We start from the raw sequence: 22323 nt of genomic DNA on the forward strand, positions 1-22323 counted from the left end.
AATGGCATGCGCATAGATCAATACCAAACCCGGCTTTAATCCTGCAACGCTTTGCCGATCTTCTCGAACAGATCGCCGGACAGATTTTCCAGCGATTTTAACTGCTCCAGCGCCTGACGCATCAGCGCCTGCCGTTTGGCGTCGTAGCGTTTTAAACGAATTAAAGGCTCGATTAATCGCGCCGCGACATGCGGGTTGCGGGTATTGAGATCGGTCAGGATCTCGGTCAGGAAGCGGTAACCGCTGCCATCTTCCGCGTGGAACGCCGCAGGATTGGATGCCGTAAACGCGCCGATCAGCGCGCGCAGGCGGTTGGGATTGTTCAGGCTGAACGAACGATGCCGCTGTAGTTCGCGCACCCGTTCCAGCACATCCGCCGCCGGGCTGGTGGCCTGAAGGGTAAACCATTTATCCATCACCAGACCGTCCTGATGCCAGCGCTCGTCGAAGTCGGCCAGCAACGCATCGCGCCCCGGCAACGAGGCGCTCACCGCGGCGGACAGCGCCGCCAGCGAGTCGGTCATATTATCAGCCTGCCGATACTGCGCGTTCACCAGCTTATCCGCCTGGGCCTCATCGCCAAATGCCAGATAGTACAGGCAAATATTACGCAGGGCGCGTTTACCGATATCGCCGTGTTCAATACGGTACTGCGGCGTCAGGTTGGCGCGATAAACCGCCAGCCACTCATCCGCCATTTCTTTCGCCAGCGCCCGAACCATGCCGTCGCGCACGGCGGCGATGGCCGTCGGATCGATGGTTTCGAACAGTTCGGCGATCTCATTTTCGCTCGGCAGCGTCAGGATCTGCGACGCCAGCATGGGATCCAGTTTGTCGTCCAGCAAAATGGCGCGGAACGCGTCAACAACATGCATGGGCAATGAAAGCGCCTGCCGTTGCTGATAGCGGGAAACATTCAGCCGCAGGTAATTCGCCAGCAGACTCTGCGCCGCATCCCAACGGGAAAACGCATTGCTGGCGTGGCGCATCAGAAAGGTCAGCTGTGCGTCGCTCCAGGCATAGTTCAGTTTTACCGGCGCGGAGAACTCACGCAATAAAGAGGGAACCGGCTGGCAGGGAACCTGATCGAAAATAAAGGTTTGTTCCGCTTCGGTAACGTTCAATACCGAAGACAACGGCTGCCCGTTTCTTTGCAGGGGGATCGTCTCTCCCTGGCCATCGTAGAGTTCAATATCCAGCGGAATATGCAGCGGCAGCTTTGGCTGCTTGTCGGCCCCTGCCGGCGTCGCCTGGGCGACGTGCAGCACATACTGCTGGGATGGCGCGTCGTAATCGTCACGGATGGTCAGAACCGGGGTGCCCGACTGGCTGTACCAGCGGCGGAACTGCCTCAGATCCACGCCGGAGGCGTCTTCCATCGCCTGAACAAAATCGTCGCAGGTCGCCGCGCTGCCGTCATGGCGCTCAAAGTAGAGCCGCATGCCCGCCTGGAATTTTTCCTCGCCCAGCAGGGTGTGCAGCATGCGAATCACTTCCGATCCTTTTTCGTATACGGTCAGCGTATAGAAGTTGTTCATTTCTATTACCTGATCGGGACGAATCGGGTGCGACATCGGGCTGGCGTCCTCGGCGAACTGCGCCCCTCTCATCACCCGCACATTATCAATGCGGTTGACCGCGCGGGAGCCCAGATCGGAGCTGAACTCCTGATCGCGGAACACCGTCAGCCCTTCTTTCAAGCTCAGTTGGAACCAGTCGCGGCAGGTCACGCGGTTGCCGGTCCAGTTATGGAAATATTCATGACCGATCACCGCTTCAATATTCAGATAATCTTTATCGGTGGCGGTTTCGGCCTTGGCCAGCACATATTTGGAGTTGAATACGTTCAGCCCTTTATTTTCCATCGCCCCCATATTGAAGAAGTCCACCGCGACAATCATATAGATGTCGAGATCATACTCCAGTCCGAAGCGGGTTTCGTCCCACTTCATGGCATTCTTCAACGAAGCCATGGCCCAGTCGGCGCGATCCAGATTGCCGCGATCGACGTACAGCTCAAGCGCCACCTCGCGGCCGGAGCGGGTGGTAAAACGATCCTCCAGAAGATCAAAATCCCCGGCGACCAGCGCGAACAGATAACAAGGCTTGGGGAACGGATCCTGCCATTCGATCCAGTGCCGGCCGTCGGCCAGCTCCCCCTGGGCAATCCGGTTGCCGTTGGAAAGCAGATAGGGATAGCGCGACCTGTCGGCGGTGATGCGCGTGGTGAATTTCGCCAGCACGTCCGGGCGGTCCAGGTAATAAGTGATATGGCGAAAACCTTCCGCCTCGCACTGCGTGCACAGCGCGTCGCCCGACAGGTACAATCCTTCCAGAGCGCTATTGGCCGCCGGGTTGATCTCGGTTTCAATGCTCAGCGTAAATTCGGCCGGCAACTGCGTCAGTATCAACCCGCCATCCTGCTGCTGGTAATGCGGCCATGACGCGCCATCCACGCTCAGGCTCACCAGCTTCAGGCCTTCGCCGTCCAGCTTTAGCGGCGCCCCCTGCTCGCCCTGCAGCGTCACCTGGCTCACCGCCTTTACCCTGGTTTGCTCGGCGTGCAGGTCGAAATCCAGCGCTATCTCGGTGATGGTGTAATCCGGTGCCCGGTAGTCGTGGCGATATTTCACTTGCGGCTGTTGATTCATATAAAGTTTTCACCTCGTTATAAGCTTCAGTAACTCAGTCTATTCCTGTTACGTCAATGTTACCATGACAAAATAATGCGAATAATAATCATGCCGCAGCACATTTGAATCTCGCCTCCGGCACCCCAATATGTTGTGATAAGGTAATATTTGGCCAAGCAAGGTATACTGTTCGAACCTTGCCGATTGTCCCGCTAGCGGACACGCGTCTAACGAGGATGCTGTAACGCATTATGACTTTACACACTCCCCCGATCCTGACCTCTGTGCTGGATACCGATGCCTATAAGCTGCATATGCAACAGGCGGTGTACCAGCACTATTATCATGTCGATGTGGCGGCTGAATTCCGCTGCCGCGATGATGAGCTGTTAGGGATCCATGCTGAAGAGATCGCCGAACAGGTTAATCTTATGCAGCACCTGGTTTTGAGCGACGAAGAATTTAGCTATCTATCATCTTTGCCTTTTTTCAAAGCGGATTATCTCGACTGGTTGCGGAAATTTCGTTTCAACCCCCGGCAGGTGAGTATCAAAAATCATCACGGCAGGCTGGATATCCGCATTGCCGGGCCGTGGCGCGAAGTGATTTTATGGGAAGTCCCGCTGCTGGCGGTAATCAGCGAGGTCGTCCACCATAACCGCTCGCCGCGGATCGTGCCGCTTCAGGCGGTTGATCAACTGCATAAGACGCTGGATCACTTTCGTAAAATCAGCGCGGACGTGGATACCAGCGGTTTCAGACTGATGGATTTCGGCACCCGCCGGCGCTTTTCCCGTGAAGTGCAGCGGATGATTGTCGCCACATTGCAGACCGAGTTTCCCTATTTAATCGGCACCAGCAACTATGATTTGGCCCGCCGTCTAAACCTGACGCCGGTTGGCACCCAGGCCCATGAATGGTTTCAGGCGCACCAGCAAATCAGCCCGGAGCTCGCCAACAGCCAGCGCGCGGCATTACAGATGTGGCTGCGCGAATATCCCGACCAGTTAGGCATCGCGCTAACCGACTGTATTACCATGGACGCCTTTCTGCGCGACTTCGACCGCCCGTTCGCCGCCGCTTATCAGGGACTGCGGCATGATTCCGGCGATCCCATCGACTGGGGTGAAAAAGCCATCGCCCATTATCAGCGCCTGGACATCGACCCGTTAAGCAAAACGCTGGTGTTCTCCGATAATCTGAATCTCGATAAGGCGCTGCGCCTTTACCGCCATTTCCGGCGGCGCATCAATCTGGTGTTCGGCATCGGAACACGTCTGACCTGCGATATTCCCGGCGTTAAGCCATTGAATATCGTTATCAAGCTGGTGGAGTGCAACGGTAAGCCCGTCGCCAAACTTTCCGACAGCCCCGGTAAAACGATTTGTCAGGATCAGGCCTTCGTCAGTGAATTGCGCAAGGCGTTCGACCTGCCCCGCGTTAAAAAAGCCAGTTGACCGCCGCATCGCGGCCCCGATGATTGCCTGATCTTTAACCCGCCCGCGCCGGAATGCATAAAACTTATGGCATTCCGGCGATTTCTGCTTGTGTCCTGCTCGACGGCAAGTAACATAACGAATTACCCTTTTCAGGGTCATCCACTGTTTCTAAACAATATTTGATTGAAGAGAGAATTTTATGAGCGTAGTGCCTGTAGTCGACGTACTGCAAGGCCGTGTTGCCGTTGACAGCGAAGTCACCGTGCGCGGCTGGGTGCGTACCCGGAGAGATTCTAAAGCCGGTATCTCCTTTGTTGCCGTTTATGACGGCTCCTGCTTTAATCCACTACAGGCGGTGGTGAATAATAATCTCTCCAATTATAAAGATGATGTGCTGCGTCTGACCACCGGCTGTTCGGTGGAAATTAGCGGCAAAGTCGTGGCCTCCCCGGGCGAAGGGCAGAGCTTTGAGCTGCAGGCATCCGCGGTGAAGGTTGTCGGCTGGGTGGACGATCCCGATACCTACCCGATGGCGGCCAAACGCCACAGCATCGAATATCTGCGCGAAGTGGCGCACTTGCGTCCGCGCACCAACATGATCGGCGCCGTGGCCCGCGTTCGTCATACGCTGGCTCAGGCCATTCACCGTTTCTTTCATGAAAATGGTTATTTCTGGGTTTCCACCCCGCTGATCACCGCTTCCGACACCGAAGGCGCCGGCGAAATGTTCCGCGTTTCCACCCTCGATCTGGAAAATCTGCCGCGCACCGAACAGGGCAAGGTGGATTTCAGCGAAGACTTTTTCGGCAAAGAAGCCTTTCTTACCGTATCCGGCCAGTTGAACGGCGAAACCTACGCCTGCGCCCTTTCCAAGGTGTATACCTTCGGGCCGACGTTCCGCGCGGAAAACTCCAACACCAGCCGCCACCTGGCCGAGTTCTGGATGATCGAGCCTGAAGTGGCCTTTGCTTCGCTGGATGATATCGCCGGCCTGGCGGAAAAACTGTTGAAATACGTGTTCCAGGCGGTGCTGGATGAGCGCGCGGACGATATGGCGTTTTTCGCCCAGCGCGTGGATAAGGAAGCGGTCAGCCGTCTGGAAAACTTTATCACCGCTGATTTTGCCCAGGTCGACTATACCGACGCCGTGGAAATCCTGCAAAACTGCGGTCAACGGTTTGAAAACCCGGTTTACTGGGGCGTCGACCTCTCTTCCGAGCACGAACGCTATCTGGCGGAGCAACACTTCAAAGCGCCGGTGGTGGTTAAAAACTATCCGAAAGATATCAAAGCGTTCTATATGCGCATGAACAGCGACGGTAAAACCGTCGCCGCCATGGATGTACTGGCGCCGGGAATCGGTGAAATTATCGGCGGTTCCCAGCGCGAAGAGCGTCTGGAACAGTTGGATAACCGTCTGGAAGAGATGGGACTGAAGAAAGAAGACTACTGGTGGTATCGGGATCTGCGCCGTTACGGCACCATTCCGCATTCTGGTTTCGGTTTGGGCTTCGAGCGGCTGATCGCCTATGTTACCGGAGTACAAAATGTGCGCGACGTTATTCCTTTCCCGCGTACACCGAGAAACGCCAGTTTCTAAATAAAAATTTAATATAAGTAAAACAAATATGTAGAAAAGAAGAGTCGGGTCTCCCGGCTCTTTTTTTTTAATTTTAGTTATGGCTCACAAAGTTCCCTTAAATTTACTTTTAGTAACACAATTTTTCCATTTGTTACCCGATTACGAAGTTAGTATCATTTTCGGAGTGGATTAACGGGCTGGTGAATGGAAAACTGCGTTCAGACACAGGACGACACCAAACTTTCAGTAATGGTTCCCTATACTTCGTATAGTTGCGTAAGGAATTGTTTATGGCAGTGGCAGGTGTCTGAATAACACCAATGAGGGTAATAATGATGAAGCGCAATATTCTTGCAGTGGTAATCCCGGCTCTGTTGGCTGCTGGCGCAGCAAACGCGGCAGAAGTCTATAACAAAGACGGCAATAAGCTGGATCTGTACGGTCGTGTTAATGCCAAGCATTATATTGGTGGTGATAACAGTAATCAGGGTGATGGCGATACGACGCATGCCCGTCTGGGTTTCAAAGGCGAAACGCAGATTAACGATGAGCTTATCGGCTATGGTCGTTTCGAATATGAGTTCAGCGGCAGCAGCACAGAATCCGGCAGCGGTGCAAATAGCAAAACCCGCTTTGCTTACGCCGGTCTGAAATACGGCGATTACGGTTCTTTCGATTATGGTCGTAATTACGGTATCGTTTACGATTCATTAGCTTGGACCGACGTGCTGCCGGAATTCGGCGGTAGCGGTGTCTACACGGATGGTCTGACCGGTCGTACCACCGGCGCGGCAACTTATCGCAATTCCGACTTCTTCGGTCTGGTTGATGGCCTGAGCTTTGGTCTGCAGTATATTGGTAAAAACGACCGTGATACCGCTGGAATTGGTGAAAAAGCCAATGGCGACGGTTGGGGTACTTCTCTGACCTATGAGTCTGATATCGGCGTAGGCGTTACCGCCTCCTATGGCGCATACGATCGCACCAACGCCCAGTCACAAGACAATAAAGGCCCTAAAGCTGAAGCCTGGGCGACCGGTCTTAAATACGATGCCAACAACCTCTATCTGGCGGCCACCTACGGTCAGTACCGCAACCTGACCCGCGTAGAGGCTGGCACTGGAGATGTTTACGCAGACAAAACCAAAGTGTTTGAAGTTGTCGCGCAATATACCTTTGATTTCGGTCTGACCCCTTCTCTGGCTTTTGTTTCCTCAAAAGCCAAGGATGATCAGAGCGGCAACAACGATTACGCGGAAAAATATGTCAGCGTCGGCGCGACCTATGCCTTTAACAAAAACATCTCTCTGTGGACTGAATATGTTATCAGCCTGATTGATGACGACAACGACTACTATAGTACTGCAGGCAATAACAGAACCGACGATACCGTTGCCGTTGGTCTGAAATACCAGTTCTAAGATTGATAGTGCAGCCTGTGGCTATTTAATCGTACATATTGCATAAAAAAGGCAGCGCTTCGGCGCTGCCTTTTTGTTCTTCTATAACCAGCGCCGACTTGTAGCGTCTTTTATTTTGCCTTTCCCCTCCCGCCGGATTATTTCCCTTTATTTTTTTTAACCCAACGGTTGGCAAAGCCTTTTACTGGCGGTAATCTGGAAATTCTTGCTTAATCTTTGTATGGAATACCCTACCAATGTTTGAAAATATCACTGCCGCACCCGCCGACCCTATTCTTGGGCTGACCGATCTTTTCCGCGCCGATGAACGTCCGCATAAAATCAATCTGGGCATCGGCGTCTATAAAGATGAAACCGGTAAAACGCCGGTGTTAACCAGCGTTAAAAAAGCAGAACAATTTTTGTTGGAAAACGAAATTACCAAAAACTATCTGGGCATTGACGGTCTGCCGGCATTCAGTCAATACACTCAGGAATTGCTGTTCGGTAAACAAAGCGCCATTATCGTCGACAAACGGGCGCGTACCGCGCAAACTCCGGGCGGAACGGGCGGTCTGCGCGTCGCCGCCGACTTTATCGCCAGGCAGACCACCGCGAAACGTATCTGGATAAGCAACCCGAGCTGGCCGAACCATAAAGGCGTTTTCTCTGCCGCCGGTCTCGACGTGCGCGAATACGCTTACTACGACGCCGCCAACCATGCCCTGGACTTTGACGGACTGTCAAGCAGCCTCAATGCGGCGCAGGCCGGCGATGTGGTGCTGTTCCACGGCTGTTGTCACAACCCGACCGGCATTGACCCCACCGCCGAACAGTGGACCCAACTGGCCGAACTTTCGGTAGCAAAGGGCTGGCTGCCGCTGTTTGATTTCGCTTATCAGGGTTTTGCCCGCGGGCTGGAAGAGGATGCGGAGGGTCTGCGGATTTTTGCCGCCAAACATAAGGAGCTGATCGTTTGCAGTTCCTATTCCAAAAACTTCGGCCTGTACAATGAGCGCGTGGGCGCCTGTACGCTGGTTGCCGCCGATACCGCAACCGCGGATACCGCTTTCAGCCAGGTGAAGGCGACCATCCGCGCCAACTACTCCAACCCGCCGGCTCACGGCGCCACCGTGGTGGCGACCATTCTGGCTAACGATACCCTGCGGGCCATCTGGGAGCAGGAACTGACGGCGATGCGCGAACGTATTCAGCGTATGCGCCAGCTGTTTGTCAATACCTTGCAGGAGAAAGGCGCCAGGCAGGACTTCTCTTTCATTATCGACCAGAACGGCATGTTCTCATTCAGCGGACTGACTAAAGATCAGGTACTGCGCCTGCGTGATGAATTCGGCGTTTACGCCGTTAACTCCGGTCGAATCAACGTGGCGGGCATGACGCCGGAAAATATGGCGCCGCTGTGCGAAGCTATCGTCGCCGTGCTTTAATTCTCTTCTTAGCCGGGTCACCGCATATTAAAAGTGACCCGGTTCACGTCTCCCCCACCTGTTGTCTAACGTCCAACGCAACTATAGAATCGAGCTATCAAGCGGGCATATGGATATATGATATGGCATCTATCAACCAGAAAATATTGAAAGCGCTTGCGCACAAATATATATGGTGGAAATCACCGGATGAAGCTATCGCCTATCCCCAGCGGATTATTGCTCAGGTAATGAATATCGGCGACTATTCCGACGTGCAAACGCTGGTCGCTCACAGCAACGACGATACGCTGCGGAATGTGTTGGCGCATGCGGAAGCCGGGCAGTTCAACGCGCGCTCATGGGCATACTGGCACTACCGTCTGGATTTATGCTCATTCGATCAGGTGCCGCCGCTGCCCGTACGGAGATTTGCATGAAGCCGGTTTTCAAACCTTGCATGGATGCGTTGCCGCTCGCACAGCAGCGACTCTGGCCCAGTCTGAACAATGCTGCCAAGCTTGGATTCGTACTATATGGCGTCACGGCCATTGCCCTACGCTTAGGTCATCGGCAATCCGTTGATTTTGATTTTTTTTCTGACAGGCCGCTTGACCGCGAGGCGATCAGATCGGCGTTTTCATTTGTCGATCACTCGACTACTCTGCACGATCAAGAAAATAGCTGGACGCTATTAGTACCCGATAATGAAGCCGAAGAAACGCAGTCCGTTAAAGTTTCATTTTTTGGACCAATAGGATTTGGCCGAGTGGGTAACCCAGATGTTACAGACGATCGCGTATTACAGGTCGCCTCATTTAACGACCTGATGGCGACCAAAGTAAAAGTCATACTTCAACGTGCTGAAGCTAAAGATTATCGCGATATTGCGGCCATGATAAACGCGGGAGTCAGTCTTTCATGTGGGCTTGCCGCCGCCAGATTGATGTTTGGCGCTAATTTTCAACCTGGCGAAAGCCTGAAAGCACTGGTTTACTTCGACGATGGTGATCTGCAATCCCTGACTTCGGCGGAAAAAAGAACGCTAGTGAACGCAGCGAAAAGCGTACGGGACCTGCCAATGACCATGCTACTTTCCACACAGCTCACCGCCGACTGACGTAGCAGCCAGCGTTTTTACCACACCGCCGGCTCGTCGCGAATAAACGGATTGGTCCGGCGCTCCCGGCCGAAGGTGGATATCGGCCCATGGCCAGGAATAAAGGTTACATCATCCCCCAGCGGCAGCAGTTTATTATGGATTGAGGCGATCAATGCCTGGTGATCCCCCTGGGGAAAATCGCTGCGCCCCACGCCGCCGTTAAAAATAACGTCACCCACCTGCGCCAGACGCGATACCGCGTCAAAGAAGACGATATGCCCGGGCGTATGGCCGGGACAATGGAATACCTCCAGGGTAATATCGCCGATCTTGACCTGATCACCCTCTTTTAACCAGCGGGAAGGCGTTAAGGCTTTACATTCATCCAGCCCGAACATTCGGCTCTGCGCCGGCAAGCCTTCCAGCCAGAATGCGTCTTCGATCTGCGGACCGATAATCGGCACCTGATAATACGCGGCCAGTTCGGCGGCGGCGCCGGCGTGATCCAAATGTCCGTGGGTCAGCAGGATTTGCTTAATGGTGACGCCAGCGCCGGCGACCGCCCGTTTTATCTTATCCGCATCACCGCCGGGATCGACGATGGCCGCCTCATTGGTATGCTCGCACCATAGTAATGTGCAGTTCTGGCTGAACGCCGTAACGGGGATAATTTGATATTTCATACCGCTCCAAACAACATATATAACAGCCAGCCCGTTTACCAGGTGCGCACCGGACCAGTATCGATATGGACAAAGTTACTGCGCGGGTAATATCCGACGCCGCCGGCGCGCATTTTCATCGCCGCTTTACGCAGGTTGGCAAGCTGGACGCCTTCGATATGGAAGTCCATCGCCTGTCCTTTGGTATGGTAGCTTCGCTTCGCCACGCCTTTACGATGCGCGCGCAGCTCATTATTGGTATCGAGGGCGCGATAGCCGGAAATCAGCTGTACCGGTTTATTGGTTTCCAGCATAACCTGCAGGCGATAAAGCTGGTCAAAAAGCTGCGGGTCGATGGTTTTGACTTTGTTCGCCCGGTAATCACGGAAAAAATGGTTCAACCGCGATAACTCTTCTTTATTATACCGCCTGCCGTCAAAAAATTCGGTTTTGAGGCGTTCTCCGGTATTAAGATTATTAAGCGTCAAAATTCGTGGTCGGGGCGTAGATAAGGTCGCCATCGCCTGACCGGGAAGGAGCGCAATACCTAATGCCGCACCACCCAGCGCAAGCCATTTACGGCGATGATTGTCGATGTCTTCCATAGAGCGGATTACCCCAGGCTAAAAGAACGGTGTAAACGGAGGCGCGCCAAACGCACCGTCTTGCACCTTAACCGCCTATGAAAAGTGAGTCAACCCGCTTTATTCAAGGGTTTGCGGGGGATCGCAATGATTCCCCCATGGCGGATTCCCGGCCTGTTTTGTTAAATCCCGAAATTTTCGATACTTATTGCAACAACAGCCCGGCTTTGGGCAGAATCTGCGCCCCCGAACGCGCCCTGTCGTCATAATTGTAAATATCAGTGCGGAACTGCGGCCTGCCGTCATCCGCCACCCATGCGGTTAAATAATAAAGACTTACCGGGATGCGCTGCTTCATCGGCACATAGGTGGTATTGCCCTGCTCCAGCGTTGAAGAGATGCGTTGATTATTCCAGCCGGTATCCTGCAATAACATGCCGGCAAGTTCGGAAGCTTTATTGACGCGAACGCAGCCGGAACTCAACGCGCGGATATCCCGCTGAAACAGATTATGATTCGGCGTGTCATGCAGATAGATCGCTTCAGAATTGGGCATATTGAACTTATAACGCCCCAGCGAGTTATTGGCCCCAGGAGCCTGACGCAGGCGATAGGGAAAACGGCCTGGCGAGACCATCGACCAATCAATCATCAGCGGGTCGATGGCTTGCGCATCCTGACTCCAGTCCGCCAGAATGGTGTATCCGTGGCGCTGCAGATACCCCGGGTCCTGAATAACCTTGGGAATAATATCCTGCCGCGTCAGCGTGGTAGGCACATTCCATGGCGGATTGACCACCACATTATACAGCGAGCTGCTCATCAGCGGCGTCTTGCGCTTCGGCTGACCGACGATAACCCGCGACGACAGCCTTTGCGCGCCATCCTGATAATAAATCAGCGAGTAATCAGGAATGTTGACCATAATTCCGGTATGAACATTGTCCGGCAGCAAACGCAGACGCTGGATATTCAGCGCCAACAGCGTGGCGCGCACCTGCGGCGAGACATTCAGCCAGTCGCGGGTGCGTTTGCCAATCACGCCGTCACCCGCCAGTCCCTGCCATTGCTGGAAACGTTTTACCGCGGCTACTAACTCATCGCTGTAAAGATTTTCAGCGGCAGAGAACCTATCCTCATCCAGCCGATCATCCTCTAGTTGGCCGACCGCCGCCGGAGAAACGGTGGTCGCCGCCGGTTCATTAAACAGCGTGATATTCCCGCTCGGCTCCAGCATCCCGCTGCGCAGCAGAATTTCACGCAGCACCGGAATGGCCTGGCTCGACTGCCCCGGACGTAAACTTTCCGACAAATTCAATGTCGGCCAGGGACGGTTATCCGCCAGCATCGCCTTCAGGGCCTGATGCATTTTGGCATACTGCGAATGCCGCGGCGCCAGTGATGCGACATAGGCGGCGCTACCGCCCGACCTCACAGCCTGTTGCCACTGGCCGACCACGTTGGCGGCGGGCGACTGCAAACGGTAAGGCACATTACCGTACAACCAGCTGTTGCCATTGCGCTCGACGCCGGAAACAAACTGCAAATAGCCCAGCATGGCATCGGATAACAGAATATCGCGCGCCAACCCCGTTACCTGCGGATCGGTAAGCCAGGTGACCCATTGGGTAAACTGCGGCTGTACGCCGGCAATCGCCAGTTCGGCCAATTGCTGTTGCAACTGCCGCACCGCCTGAGCGTCCGTCCACATCGGCTGCATGTAATGCCGAGCATATAATGATGACAGATCGGCAAGATAGTGCAGCGTCACGCCTTTGGGCAATGCGGCCAGCAAGGTCGCTCTGCTGTTTTCCACGGCAACGTATTCCGCAGGCTGGGATTCGCCCGGCAATACCCCGGGTGATGCCGCCAGCGCCGAAAACGAAGGTGACAGGCTACATACCCAAATACAACCAGCACTCCACAGCAGCCTCTGCGTTTTTCGTTTATCTAACAACATCCGTTCATCCCCTGTACCCATTAACCACAATGCCTTCCACAACACGCCTTTTGTTGGCAAAAATAAAATAACCCAGCTTAAATATTGCAGAGAAAAATAATTGTGCTTTTATGTATTGATATTTGCCTTGCCGGACTGACCTATTTCATCGGTGTTACCGTCAGTATATAAAGAGAAAAATATTTTTGCTTCCCTTGCCACACGATTATTTTACCGGCCTGACGAGCGATTCATTAATCATCCGCCGCGGTAAAAACTAAAGCCGCTTTAAAAAGCGGCTTTACATAGTAAACAACCTATTGGTAAAGGCTAGGAGACCGGAGACTGATGCTCGGCGTCGCTTCCCGCAAAGCCCCGCAGCCCGACCACGTGAACATGCTCGTTGTTCTGATAAACCTTGCGCACCAGTTTATAGGTGGTTCCTTTTTCCGGGCTGATATTTTCCGGCGCGGCGATGATCAACTGCATTTCCAGCCGGTCGCACAGTTCGAACAGCGTGGCGATGGATTTGGCGTCCAGACGGGCGGCTTCATCGAGGAACAGCAGGCGGCAGGGGGATATATCCTTGCCGCGCAGACGCTTCGACTCCTCTTCCCAGCTCTGGACCACCATCACCAGAATCGACATGCCGGTGCCGATCGCCTCCCCGGTGGACAAGGCGCCGCTTTCGGCCCGCAGCCAGCCGTCCGCACCGCGGTTGACCTCCACTTCCATCTCCAGATAGTTGCGGTAGTCCAGCAGCTCCTCGCCGATGGTTTGCGGCGTGCGCTGCCCCATATCGATTTCGGGGTTCAGCCGCTGATACAGTTTCGCCAACGCCTCGGAGAAGGTCAGCCGGTTACTGTTAAACAGATCCTGATGCACTTCCTGCTGCTCGGACAGTACGTTAAGCAAGGTGGTATGGGTCTCGCGCACATTCACATTGAGCCGCACGCTTTTCACCTGTCCGAAAGCCACGGATTGCAGCCCCTGGTTGAGCATCCGAATGCGGTTTTGTTCGCGCTGAATGGTTTTGCGAATAATATTCGCCACGCTGCGCGAACTGATGGCCAGCGTCTGCTCGCGGGCGGTCAGCTCTTCGGTCAGTCGGTTCAGCTCGATCTCCATCTGCTCGATGGCCTCCACCGGGTCGTCGGTGCGAATGATATCCTGGCGGATACGTTCGCGCAGATGCTGATAGACGGCGATGTAGAACTGAATCTTACGCTCCGGGCGCTTGGGATCTTCGGAAAGCCGCAGCACGTCGCGCAGGTGTTCGTTATCCGCCACCGCCAGACGCAGCGCCCCCAGCGCCTTATCCGACATGGATCGCAGTTCGTCGCCGTCCATATAGGCCAGCTCGCGGCGGTGCAGACGCCGCTCGACGCCGTTATCCTTCACCAGTCGCATCACCGCGCACCAGCCCGCTTTAGCGGTAACCACCTGCTCGCGCATCTGGTGGTAATCCCGTTCCAGCTTGCGCAGTTTTTTCTGCAGGCCGTCCATTTCCGCTTCGCAGAAGGTAAGCTGTTTTTCCAGTTGGTTGCGGCGCGCACGGTTGGCGCTTAACGCCGCATGCAGTTCATCACGGCGCTGGCGGGCGCGGGATTCGGCATCCGCATCGGCGCGCACGCCGATATCCTGCAACTCCTGCGTCAGCTCCTTCAGCATATCGAGCTTGGCGTCATAGGCGCTTTTCAGCGAAGCCTGAACCTGGCTGAACTGCGTTAGCTGCGCCTGATGCTGGCGCAGCTGTTCACGCGCCTTGCTCCGCTCGGCTTCCGCCTGTTCCAGACGATGGCGCAGCCTGTCGTTAAGATCGGCGTTTTCTCCCAGCATGCCGGCGGCGTCGGTATAGCTGAAGTGCGCGCGGCGCTGCACCACCTCGGTCAAGGCGAACGCCTGCTGCTGGGCCTGACGCTGGGCGTTTTGCGCCTGGGTATAATCCTCCTGTAGCTGCTCATGCTGCTGCGGATCGTTTTGCAGCACCGCCGCCAGCGGCTCCAGTTTTGCCAGCGTGGCGCCATGCTGCCGGATAAAACGCACCGACTCTTCGGCCTCTTCCAGTTCCGCCCGAATTTCTTCGCCGCGATCCTGCAGGCTGTCGTCGCATAACAGGCTGATACGCGGGATCAGTTTGTTAAGCTGGGCGCTGCCCTCTTTGGCCTGTTCGTACTGCTGGCGCTGCTGCTGGTTTTCGCCATCAAAATTAACGATCGCCCGTTCCAGCTCGCCGCGTCGCGCATGCAAGGCGCGAATTTCCGCTTCGGGATCTTCATCAAACGCCACCGCCAGATGGGTGCCGATAAAGCGGCTGAAAGACTGGTGCAGGCGCTGCGTTTTCTGCACGTCGAACGACAGCGTGGCGTAGTGCTCCGCCAGGGTTTCACGTTCGTCGCGCAGGGCTTCGAGGCGCGCCTCTCGCGCGGCGCGGCCGAACAACGGCACTTCCGGGAAACGCGAGTAGCGCCACTGGCGATCGGCGACTTTAACCACCACCGCCTTTTCCAGCTCCTCGACGGCGAACACGCTGTCGTCGAACGACTGCGGGTCGCCCTCAATCAGATAGAGATCTTCGGGGCAATCCTCCAGCCCCGCCAGCTGTTCGCGCACCAGAGAAAGATCGGCGACCACGATTCCATGACGGGAAGGACCGTACAGCGCCGAGAAGTAAGGCGCGTCATCCAGCGTTACGTCATCATAGATTTCCGACAGCAATACGCCGCCAAAACGCTCCGCCAGCGCATTCAGCCGCGGGTCTTCCGAACCGCCGGGCTGGCTGAGGCGCTCAATCTGCGCTTCAATATGCCGTTTGCGGGCGGCGAGGTCGTCACGCTCAACCGTGGTTTCCCGCTCGCGCTCCAGCAGTTGCTGCATATATTCCGTAATCTGCCGACTGTCTGCAAAGGTTTCGCCGCTCTGCTCGCTCAACTGCGTCAGCGCTTCCTGCGCCGTCAGCCAGACCGGCGCGCGCGCCGTCAATTGCTGAATACGCCGCTGAACCTGCTCCAGTTCCTGACGCAGCGCCATACGGCGTTCTCCGGCCTCCGCCACCAGCGCCGAGAGCGACTCGATGCGCGCCTCAAGCTCCTGCTGCAGCGACTCCAGATCTTCCGGCTGATAATCCTTTCCGCTGCGCTTGCAGAAATCCTGTAACAACCGCTCGGCATCCTGCTGTTCGCGCAGGCGTTGCTCCACTTCCGCCAGGCGCATACGCAGCGGCTGCACCCGCTCGGCCTGGTAGCGCTGCGACGAACTGTCGCGCAGCAGATCGCGCGCCGCCTGCCAGGCGTCGCCGCGGCTGACCGCGCCGGCAATGCGCGTCACCAGCTGATAGGCTTGCTCAAACTGGCCGTGGGCCGCGTCGGCGACGCTCAGCTTTTGCTCCAGCATCAGCAGAACGTCGGTGGTTTCCTGGGCTTTGGCCTGATAGCTTTCCAGCCACTCTTGGGCGTTGTCGGCGGTCAGATCCGGCAACTGGCATAACGTCCGGGCGCGCTCCAGGGCCTGCTGCGCCTGCTGATACTGAATGGAGCGGGTTTGTTGAACGTCCAGCGCCTGCTGGTAGTCGGCCAGCTGGCTTTTCAGCTCATCCACTTCCAGCTCCGCGGCGTCGGCCCGCGCTTCGTTTTCCGCCTGCTGCTCGCGCGCCTCTTCAACGACCTCGTTCTGCTCTTCGAGCCGATAGCTCAGCTCTTCCAGATCGGCGTTGTAGCGCTCGATTTTTTCCTGCTGGCGCATGGCCGTCTGCACCAGGTTCAGGTGGTCGCTGGCGGCCTGGTAATCCGTCTCCAGATCCCCTTCCGCGCCGCTTTGCTCTTCCAGCTCGCGCGCCATTTCCACATGACGATATTGCTCGCCGGACAGCTGCTTGCGGCCGCCGAACAGCTCGCGGCGCAGCTCTAGCGCGCTATCCAGATGAATACGCCGCTCGTTGGCATGGCGCATATAGTCCGCCGCCACATAAGAAGTGGCTTCGGAGATCAAATGCTTGAACAGATCGCGATCGGACTGGGTGACGCGAATCGCCTCCAGCGTCATGCGGTTCTCACGCAGCGCCGCTTCCATATCCTGGAAAGCTTTGCGTACCCCGCTGTTTTCCGGCAGCAGATAATCCCGCAGCGAGCGGGTAATGGCGCTGGAGATGCCGCCATACAGCGACGCTTCAATCAGCCGGTAGAACTTGCTGCGATCGGCCGACGAACGCAGCCGGCGCGGAACCACGCCCAGATCAAACATCAGCGAATGGTAGTCGGTGATGGAGTTGAACTGTTTAAACTGCACCCCTTCCATCTCCTCCACCCGCTCTTTCAATTCCGCCAGCGAAAGCACGCGGGCCTGACGCTCGCCCACCGTCTGAGTGAGAAGCTGCGTCGGCTGAATGGCGGCGGGCAGCCCCTGGATGGTGAAGGGTTTGATATCCACCTTGCGGTCGCGCCCGGCGACCTGTTGCAGGCGAACGCCCACCAGCACGCGCTGATGGCGGGAATTGACCACGTCAAGGGTGGAGTAGCACACCCCGGCGCGCAGCTTGCCGTGCAGGCCTTTATCCCGTGAACCGCTGGTGGCCCCGGCCTCGGTGGTGTTGCGGAAATGCAGCAGCGTCAGATCGGGGATCAGCGCCGTAATAAATGCCGCCATGGTGGTGGATTTACCGGCGCCGTTGCCGCCGGATAAGGTGGTGACCAGCTCATCCAGATCGAAGGTGCGGGCGAAAAAACCATTCCAGTTAACCAGCGTCAGCGAGCGAAATTTACCACGTTCAATCATTCCTGTTCATCCTCAGCACTCTCTGGCGGGGTATCGTCGGTGCGATCGTTTTCATCACTTTCATCCTTCAGCGACAGGCCGCCTTCAACGGGTATCGCCTCGCCGTCGCGAATCATCCGCAACTGCGCTTCGCGGGCATCGTCGCCGCTGCGCACGTCGGCGCCGAAGCGGAATACGGCTTCGGTAATACGAAATTTGCTGCTGTCGCTGCCCATAAAGTAAATCATTCCCAGGCGACGCAGCCGGTTGAGCGAGGTGCGCACTTTTTCCTGCAGCTTCTGCCGGTCCAGATCGGAACCGGTCGAACGCTGGTTAACCAGCTTCAGCAGTTTGTTTTCATCCGCCAGGCTGAGCAACTCTTCGTACAGCTCCTGCTGGCTGAAGATGCCTTCATGGGCAAGGCGCTCCGGGCTGAGGTACAGATAGCAGAGAATTTTCCCCACCATCATATCCAGCTCGGACAAAACCGAACGGGGGATCAGCGTGGTGGAGCGCGGGCGCAGGTAGAAAAAACCCTCCGGCGCCCGGATCAGCTCCACGTTGTAGCGGCTGTAAAACTCCTCCAACTGTTGTTGAAAATCCATCAGAAAGGCGTGATTTTCCAGCTCTTCCATGCCGATATGACGGCCCGCGCGCAGTTGGCTGTCCAGCGCGGGAAATAACGTATTCGACAGCGCGGTCGCCAGCCTGACTGGCATGATTTGTTCAATATTTGTCGATGACATGGGCCTGTACCTTGGCTCCGTAATCATTGATTACCTGCCATAGCGCAGGCAATCCGGTGAAATCTGATTCGGCCACACCCAGACGGACCGCCTGGTCGACCACGATTCGGGCAACGTCAAAGTGCCGGGAGCGAGGATACTGCGCCAGATAGTCGCGCATCACCTCGCCCAGATTCAGCGGTATTCGTTGCTCTTTGTATCTATGCAGCGCCTGTTCCACCACCGCTATCAGCTGCTCGCGCATCTCGCTGAACTCTTCATATTCAAGTTCCGGCGGCAGCTCCCCGGTAACCTCGTCGCTGCGCAGCGCCAGCTCCTCATCGCGCATATCCAGCAAGCGATCGGCGTTGGCGAAGGTCAATGCCCAGGGACTGTCAAAATAGCTTTGCACCGACTGGCGCAGCCGTTGTGAAAAGACGCGGTTTTTATCCATATCAATGGCGGTACGGATAAATTTATGCACATGGCGATCGTAGCCGATCCATAAATCGATGGTTTGCTGGCCCCAACTGACAATGCGGTCGAGTTTGCTTTGCAGATCGAATACCAGCTTATCGACGACTTCCAGATTGTGGGGGTTATGCAGAATCGCATCCTGAATACTCAGCAGGCTGGCCTGCAGTTTGTCGCCGGCGGCCTCCAGCGTATCCTGCAATTCGCGCAGGGTGTCCGAGGTTTCGGTCAACAGCTGTTCGCAGCTGACGATCGCCGCACGCCAATCCTGATTCAGCAGGGCGGCGATATCGTCTTTCACGCCCTGCTGCTGTTCATCCATCACCCGCTGGGATAGATCGATGCTGTCGAAAATTTCCGCCACCGAATATTTCAGCGGCACAAAGACGTTGCGGTGCCAGTGAAACTCGTCGCCGCCCTCTTCCGCCGCGTCCGCCGCACGCTTCAGCTCCTGGGCCACAATAGAGAGCTGCATGGAAAGACGCAGCGTCGAGAACTCGCGCTGGCGAATATAGTAATCCGTAATGCCGATGCCCAGCGGCGTCAGGCGATAGATGGCATTGCCGTCCGCCAGTTCGCTGATAAACCGATTGAGCAGCCGCTGGCGCACCAGATCGTTAATCGCATTATTGGCGCGCACGGTGATGGTTTCATTGGTTTGATCAAATCCCTGACTGACGTGGCGAAAGGCATCCACCAGTTCGCCTTCGCTCATTTCGCCGTCCATGCGCTCACCGTTTAGCGTCGCTATCGCCAGCAAAAAAGCCAGACGCTCGGTGGGAAGGGAAAGGGAAAAATCATTTTTTCGTGCCCAGGCGACCAGTTCGGGTACAGTCTGGGAAAAATCACTCATAATGCATCCTTCAAATGGTTTTTTTGCGCCATGACATGGATATAACGTCCCAGACTCACAAAGGGTTCCTGCCGGCAATAACGCTGTTCCAACTCAAGAATCTCGGCAAAATTATCATTCTGTTGCTGCTTATTCTGCAAATAGTCATGAAACACCCGGACGCCCGTTTTACCAAGGATGGCGAGTCCCATCTCATCAAGCCAGCCATATACCTGCTGCGGATCCAGCGGATGATCGGGCGACAGCGACCGCCGTTTACGCTTCGGCATACCGGCCTGCACGTAGGCGAAATTACCCAATACCATGTTACGCATCAACAGGCCGTGCCGGTTATAGAACATCAGGGATAACACGCCGCCCGGCGCCAGACAATCATACAATATATCAAGCGCCTGCCGAGGTTGCGCCACCCATTCCAGCACCGCATGAAACAATATCAGATCGGCGGGCCGAGACATATACCGCCCGATATCCTGCGCGGCGCTCTGTACGAAACGCATATTGTGGCTCACCCCTTGCGCGGCGGCGGCATCTTTGGCGCGTTGAATCATCTCATCTGACAGATCGCACAACAAGACCTGATGTCCTAAAGCGGCCAGGCGACAGGCCATCTGCCCTTCTCCGCCGCCCGCATCCAGAATGTTTAACGGCCCATCGGGAAGCTGCGCCAGCAGAGCGCTGAGATCCTGCCATAATACCGCCTGTCGCAGTTTACCCTTGGTGGTGCCATAAATATTCTGGGCGAACTTTTCAGCAATGTCGTTAAAATTGCGATCCTGCATTGGTCGAAGGTTCCGCGTCATGATAGTTACGGCGAGTGAAAAAGGCGTGGCAATCCAGCGCGCCGGGATTTGTTCAAACTGCTATTTTGGCACAGGCTGGCTTAGAATAAATCGTCTTGCCCCAGGATATTTGCCCGGATGCGGTTTTTTCACCCAAAAGGAAGATGATTTTATGTTGTTCATAGCAAAAAAATTTATTGGCGGCCTGTTGCAGCCTCTTCCGCTGCTGCTGTTATTGATGGGCGCCGGTCTATTGCTGTTGTGGTTTACGCGCTGGCAGCGCGGCGGCAAGGCGCTGATTCTGCTGAGCTGGCTCACGCTGGTATTAATTAGCGTTCAGCCCATCGCCGATCGGCTGTTATTGCCATTGGAAAAACAGTATCCGACCTGGCAGACGGGACGCATTCATGCGAACTATATTGTGGTGCTGGGCGGAGGATACACCTATAACCCGCACTGGGCGCCAAGTTCCAACCTTATCGGCAACAGCCTGCCGCGCGTTACCGAGGGGGTGCGGCTTTATCACGCCAATCCGGGCGCCAAAATGATTTTCACCGGCGCCGCAGCGCGGGGCAACCCGGTGAGCAGCGCGAAAACCGCGGCGCTGGTGGCCGAAAGCCTGGGCGTCCCGGCTGGGGATATTTTGATACTGGACACGCCGCGGGATACGGAAGAGGAGGCCGCCAGTAGCGCAAATATCATCGGCAAACAGCCGTTTTTACTGGTGACATCGGCGAATCATTTACCCCGCGCCATGCGTTTCTTCCAGGCGCAGGGGCTGAACCCCATTCCCGCGCCCGCCAATCAGATGGCGATTACCTCGGCGCTGAATCCGTGGGAGAAGGTATTTCCGTCGGCCTACTACCTGTCGCACAGCGAACGGGCCTGGTACGAAACATTGGGACGCCTGTGGCAACGCCTGAAAGGCGGCGAACCGGCGCCGGACGCGGCCGGATAAACCAGGACGGGACGCTATTCCAGCCAGGGAGAAAGCTCGCGCGACGCGGTGTCAAACAGCCGGCGATCCAGCTGTCCGGTATGGATATAGCGCGAGACCGCTTCCCAGATAACGTACAGCCAGCGGCGGTAAACAAACGACTCGGCAACCGGCGCCTTATTAAGATAGCGATAAAGCAACTGTTCCGGCATCCCCGATTCGCACAGGCGCAGCAGTTCGTACTCTCTGGGCGCCCAGAGCATCATGCCCGGATTGATCATCGCCAGCAGTTGATCGCTGCGCGCATCTTTCAGCATGCTGCGTAACGAGAGATTGCCGTGCATCAGCACGCAGCTATCGTTGAAATCATCGAATAACGCAGGTAAGCACTGACGGGAACGGTATAGCAGGCTGCGATCCCGTTGGGTCAACAGCGGCGCGCTGACATTAAGCAGGGTAGCCCACAGGACTTCCAGCCGTTGCCGATACCAGCGAAACCAGTCGTTCTCCTGGGTGCTGTCGACGGAGCCGACGCAGCCGTGGCTGTCGATACGGTGCCAGGCCAGTACGCTCTCCACGATTTGGTCCATCAGCAGCGTCCAGCGTTGCGCCGTGCGGCAAGGCGCCTCGACGGAAACCCCGCGCAAGCGCTCGATCAGCAACAGCTCTTTATAGGGGGCCTGCTGGGTAATCACCAAACCGTATACCGTCGGCAGCCGGACATCCCCTTCGCGCGCCAGCATGGAAAGCTTGTAGGCCTCCTGCTGCGCCACGCCCTGGCAGACGTAGCCTTTGGCCAGCAGAGGAATGGCATGGCCTTCTTTATCATACAGCGCATAGAGGTGGGCGTAGGGTTGTTCGCTTACGCACTCCATCCGGCTCAGGCTTTCCCCCAGTACCGTGCTTAATTCAGCTTTCAACTGTTCCATAAACGGCTAACCTCGGCAGAGCAGGATCGCTCCGCATGCCATCATGCGGTCAGCGCATGACAATTTCCTCAATATAGATCAAGGATAGGAAAGATCGGCCGCGGTT

The 22323-nt window shown here is 55.9% G+C and carries 16 protein-coding genes; 7 read left to right on the forward strand and 9 right to left on the reverse strand.

Annotated features, from left to right (window positions below):
• Positions 1-35: 35 nt before the first annotated feature.
• Entirely contained in the window at positions 36-2651 is a 2616-nt protein-coding gene (gene pepN, locus EH206_RS12735; protein WP_009113177.1) for an aminopeptidase N, read from the reverse strand.
• 233 nt (positions 2652-2884) lie between these two features.
• Between pepN and pncB the strand changes: the two genes are divergently transcribed.
• The 6 genes from pncB to EH206_RS12765 all read left to right on the forward strand — a co-directional run bounded on the left by pncB (position 2885) and on the right by EH206_RS12765 (position 9601).
• On the forward strand, positions 2885-4090 hold the full coding sequence (gene pncB / locus EH206_RS12740) for a nicotinate phosphoribosyltransferase (RefSeq protein ID WP_009113178.1): 1206 nt from the start codon (positions 2885-2887) through the stop codon (positions 4088-4090).
• Between the two features lie 181 nt (positions 4091-4271).
• Positions 4272-5672, forward strand: a complete 1401-nt coding sequence (gene asnS / locus EH206_RS12745) for an asparagine--tRNA ligase (protein WP_009113179.1) — start codon at positions 4272-4274, stop codon at positions 5670-5672.
• A 314-nt stretch (positions 5673-5986) separates the two neighbouring features.
• A complete protein-coding gene (locus EH206_RS12750; protein ID WP_009113180.1) occupies positions 5987-7075 on the forward strand; it encodes a porin in 1089 nt (362 codons plus the stop codon).
• 236 nt (positions 7076-7311) lie between these two features.
• Entirely contained in the window at positions 7312-8502 is a 1191-nt protein-coding gene (locus EH206_RS12755) for an amino acid aminotransferase (protein WP_009113181.1), read from the forward strand.
• A 122-nt stretch (positions 8503-8624) separates the two neighbouring features.
• Complete coding sequence (locus EH206_RS12760; protein WP_009113182.1) at positions 8625-8921, forward strand: hypothetical protein; 297 nt, start codon at positions 8625-8627, stop codon at positions 8919-8921.
• Entirely contained in the window at positions 8918-9601 is a 684-nt protein-coding gene (locus EH206_RS12765; RefSeq protein ID WP_009113183.1) for a nucleotidyl transferase AbiEii/AbiGii toxin family protein, read from the forward strand. Before EH206_RS12760 ends, EH206_RS12765 begins: the two co-directional genes overlap by 4 nt.
• 17 nt (positions 9602-9618) lie before the next feature.
• On the opposite strand, the gene EH206_RS12770 is transcribed toward EH206_RS12765, so the two are convergent.
• The 7 genes from EH206_RS12770 to cmoM form a co-directional block, all read right to left on the reverse strand.
• Positions 9619-10266, reverse strand: a complete 648-nt coding sequence (locus EH206_RS12770) for an MBL fold metallo-hydrolase (protein ID WP_009113184.1) — start codon at positions 10264-10266, stop codon at positions 9619-9621.
• Positions 10267-10301: 35 nt separating this feature from the next.
• A complete protein-coding gene (gene mepK, locus EH206_RS12775) occupies positions 10302-10850 on the reverse strand; it encodes a peptidoglycan L,D-endopeptidase MepK (protein ID WP_009113185.1) in 549 nt (182 codons plus the stop codon).
• A gap of 184 nt (positions 10851-11034) precedes the next feature.
• On the reverse strand, positions 11035-12810 hold the full coding sequence (gene ldtD, locus EH206_RS12780; RefSeq protein WP_483995145.1) for a L,D-transpeptidase: 1776 nt from the start codon (positions 12808-12810) through the stop codon (positions 11035-11037).
• Between the two features lie 288 nt (positions 12811-13098).
• Complete coding sequence (gene mukB / locus EH206_RS12785) at positions 13099-17538, reverse strand: chromosome partition protein MukB (RefSeq protein WP_009113187.1); 4440 nt, start codon at positions 17536-17538, stop codon at positions 13099-13101.
• Positions 17535-18263, reverse strand: coding sequence for a chromosome partition protein MukE (mukE, locus tag EH206_RS12790; protein ID WP_009113188.1), 729 nt, complete (start codon positions 18261-18263; stop codon positions 17535-17537). Before mukE ends, mukB begins: the two co-directional genes overlap by 4 nt.
• Positions 18244-19569: a chromosome partition protein MukF gene (gene mukF / locus EH206_RS12795; protein WP_009113189.1), complete on the reverse strand. Its 1326-nt coding sequence runs from the start codon at positions 19567-19569 to the stop codon at positions 18244-18246. The genes mukE and mukF overlap by 20 nt, the downstream gene beginning before the upstream one ends.
• Positions 19566-20351 (reverse strand): tRNA uridine 5-oxyacetic acid(34) methyltransferase CmoM, encoded by a 786-nt coding sequence (gene cmoM, locus EH206_RS12800; RefSeq protein ID WP_009113190.1) that lies wholly within the window; start codon positions 20349-20351, stop codon positions 19566-19568. The genes mukF and cmoM overlap by 4 nt, the downstream gene beginning before the upstream one ends.
• Positions 20352-20523: 172 nt before the next feature.
• Here cmoM and elyC point away from each other — a divergent pair, with 172 nt between their 5' ends.
• Complete coding sequence (gene elyC / locus EH206_RS12805) at positions 20524-21309, forward strand: envelope biogenesis factor ElyC (RefSeq protein ID WP_009113191.1); 786 nt, start codon at positions 20524-20526, stop codon at positions 21307-21309.
• Positions 21310-21323: 14 nt separating this feature from the next.
• On the opposite strand, the gene EH206_RS12810 is transcribed toward elyC, so the two are convergent.
• The gene (locus EH206_RS12810; protein ID WP_009113192.1) at positions 21324-22217 is read right to left on the reverse strand and encodes a YcbJ family phosphotransferase; all 894 of its coding nucleotides are present in this window, start codon (positions 22215-22217) and stop codon (positions 21324-21326) included.
• Positions 22218-22323: the final 106 nt, after the last annotated feature.

The organism is Brenneria nigrifluens DSM 30175 = ATCC 13028, assembly GCF_005484965.1.
GTDB classification, from domain to species: Bacteria; Pseudomonadota; Gammaproteobacteria; order Enterobacterales; family Enterobacteriaceae; genus Brenneria; species Brenneria nigrifluens.

Excerpts from the sequence above, each read along its gene's own strand:
- pepN (WP_009113177.1), bottom strand. The coding sequence starts at position 2,651 with ATGAATCAACAGCCGCAAGTGAAATATCGCCACGACTACCGGGCACCG.
- pncB (WP_009113178.1), top strand. The coding sequence starts at position 2,885 with ATGACTTTACACACTCCCCCGATCCTGACCTCTGTGCTGGATACCGAT.
- asnS (WP_009113179.1), top strand. The coding sequence starts at position 4,272 with ATGAGCGTAGTGCCTGTAGTCGACGTACTGCAAGGCCGTGTTGCCGTT.
- EH206_RS12750 (WP_009113180.1), top strand. The coding sequence starts at position 5,987 with ATGATGAAGCGCAATATTCTTGCAGTGGTAATCCCGGCTCTGTTGGCT.
- EH206_RS12755 (WP_009113181.1), top strand. The coding sequence starts at position 7,312 with ATGTTTGAAAATATCACTGCCGCACCCGCCGACCCTATTCTTGGGCTG.
- EH206_RS12760 (WP_009113182.1), top strand. The coding sequence starts at position 8,625 with ATGGCATCTATCAACCAGAAAATATTGAAAGCGCTTGCGCACAAATAT.
- EH206_RS12765 (WP_009113183.1), top strand. The coding sequence starts at position 8,918 with ATGAAGCCGGTTTTCAAACCTTGCATGGATGCGTTGCCGCTCGCACAG.
- EH206_RS12770 (WP_009113184.1), bottom strand. The coding sequence starts at position 10,266 with ATGAAATATCAAATTATCCCCGTTACGGCGTTCAGCCAGAACTGCACA.
- mepK (WP_009113185.1), bottom strand. The coding sequence starts at position 10,850 with ATGGAAGACATCGACAATCATCGCCGTAAATGGCTTGCGCTGGGTGGT.
- ldtD (WP_483995145.1), bottom strand. The coding sequence starts at position 12,810 with ATGGGTACAGGGGATGAACGGATGTTGTTAGATAAACGAAAAACGCAG.
- mukB (WP_009113187.1), bottom strand. The coding sequence starts at position 17,538 with ATGATTGAACGTGGTAAATTTCGCTCGCTGACGCTGGTTAACTGGAAT.
- mukE (WP_009113188.1), bottom strand. The coding sequence starts at position 18,263 with ATGTCATCGACAAATATTGAACAAATCATGCCAGTCAGGCTGGCGACC.
- mukF (WP_009113189.1), bottom strand. The coding sequence starts at position 19,569 with ATGAGTGATTTTTCCCAGACTGTACCCGAACTGGTCGCCTGGGCACGA.
- cmoM (WP_009113190.1), bottom strand. The coding sequence starts at position 20,351 with ATGCAGGATCGCAATTTTAACGACATTGCTGAAAAGTTCGCCCAGAAT.
- elyC (WP_009113191.1), top strand. The coding sequence starts at position 20,524 with ATGTTGTTCATAGCAAAAAAATTTATTGGCGGCCTGTTGCAGCCTCTT.
- EH206_RS12810 (WP_009113192.1), bottom strand. The coding sequence starts at position 22,217 with ATGGAACAGTTGAAAGCTGAATTAAGCACGGTACTGGGGGAAAGCCTG.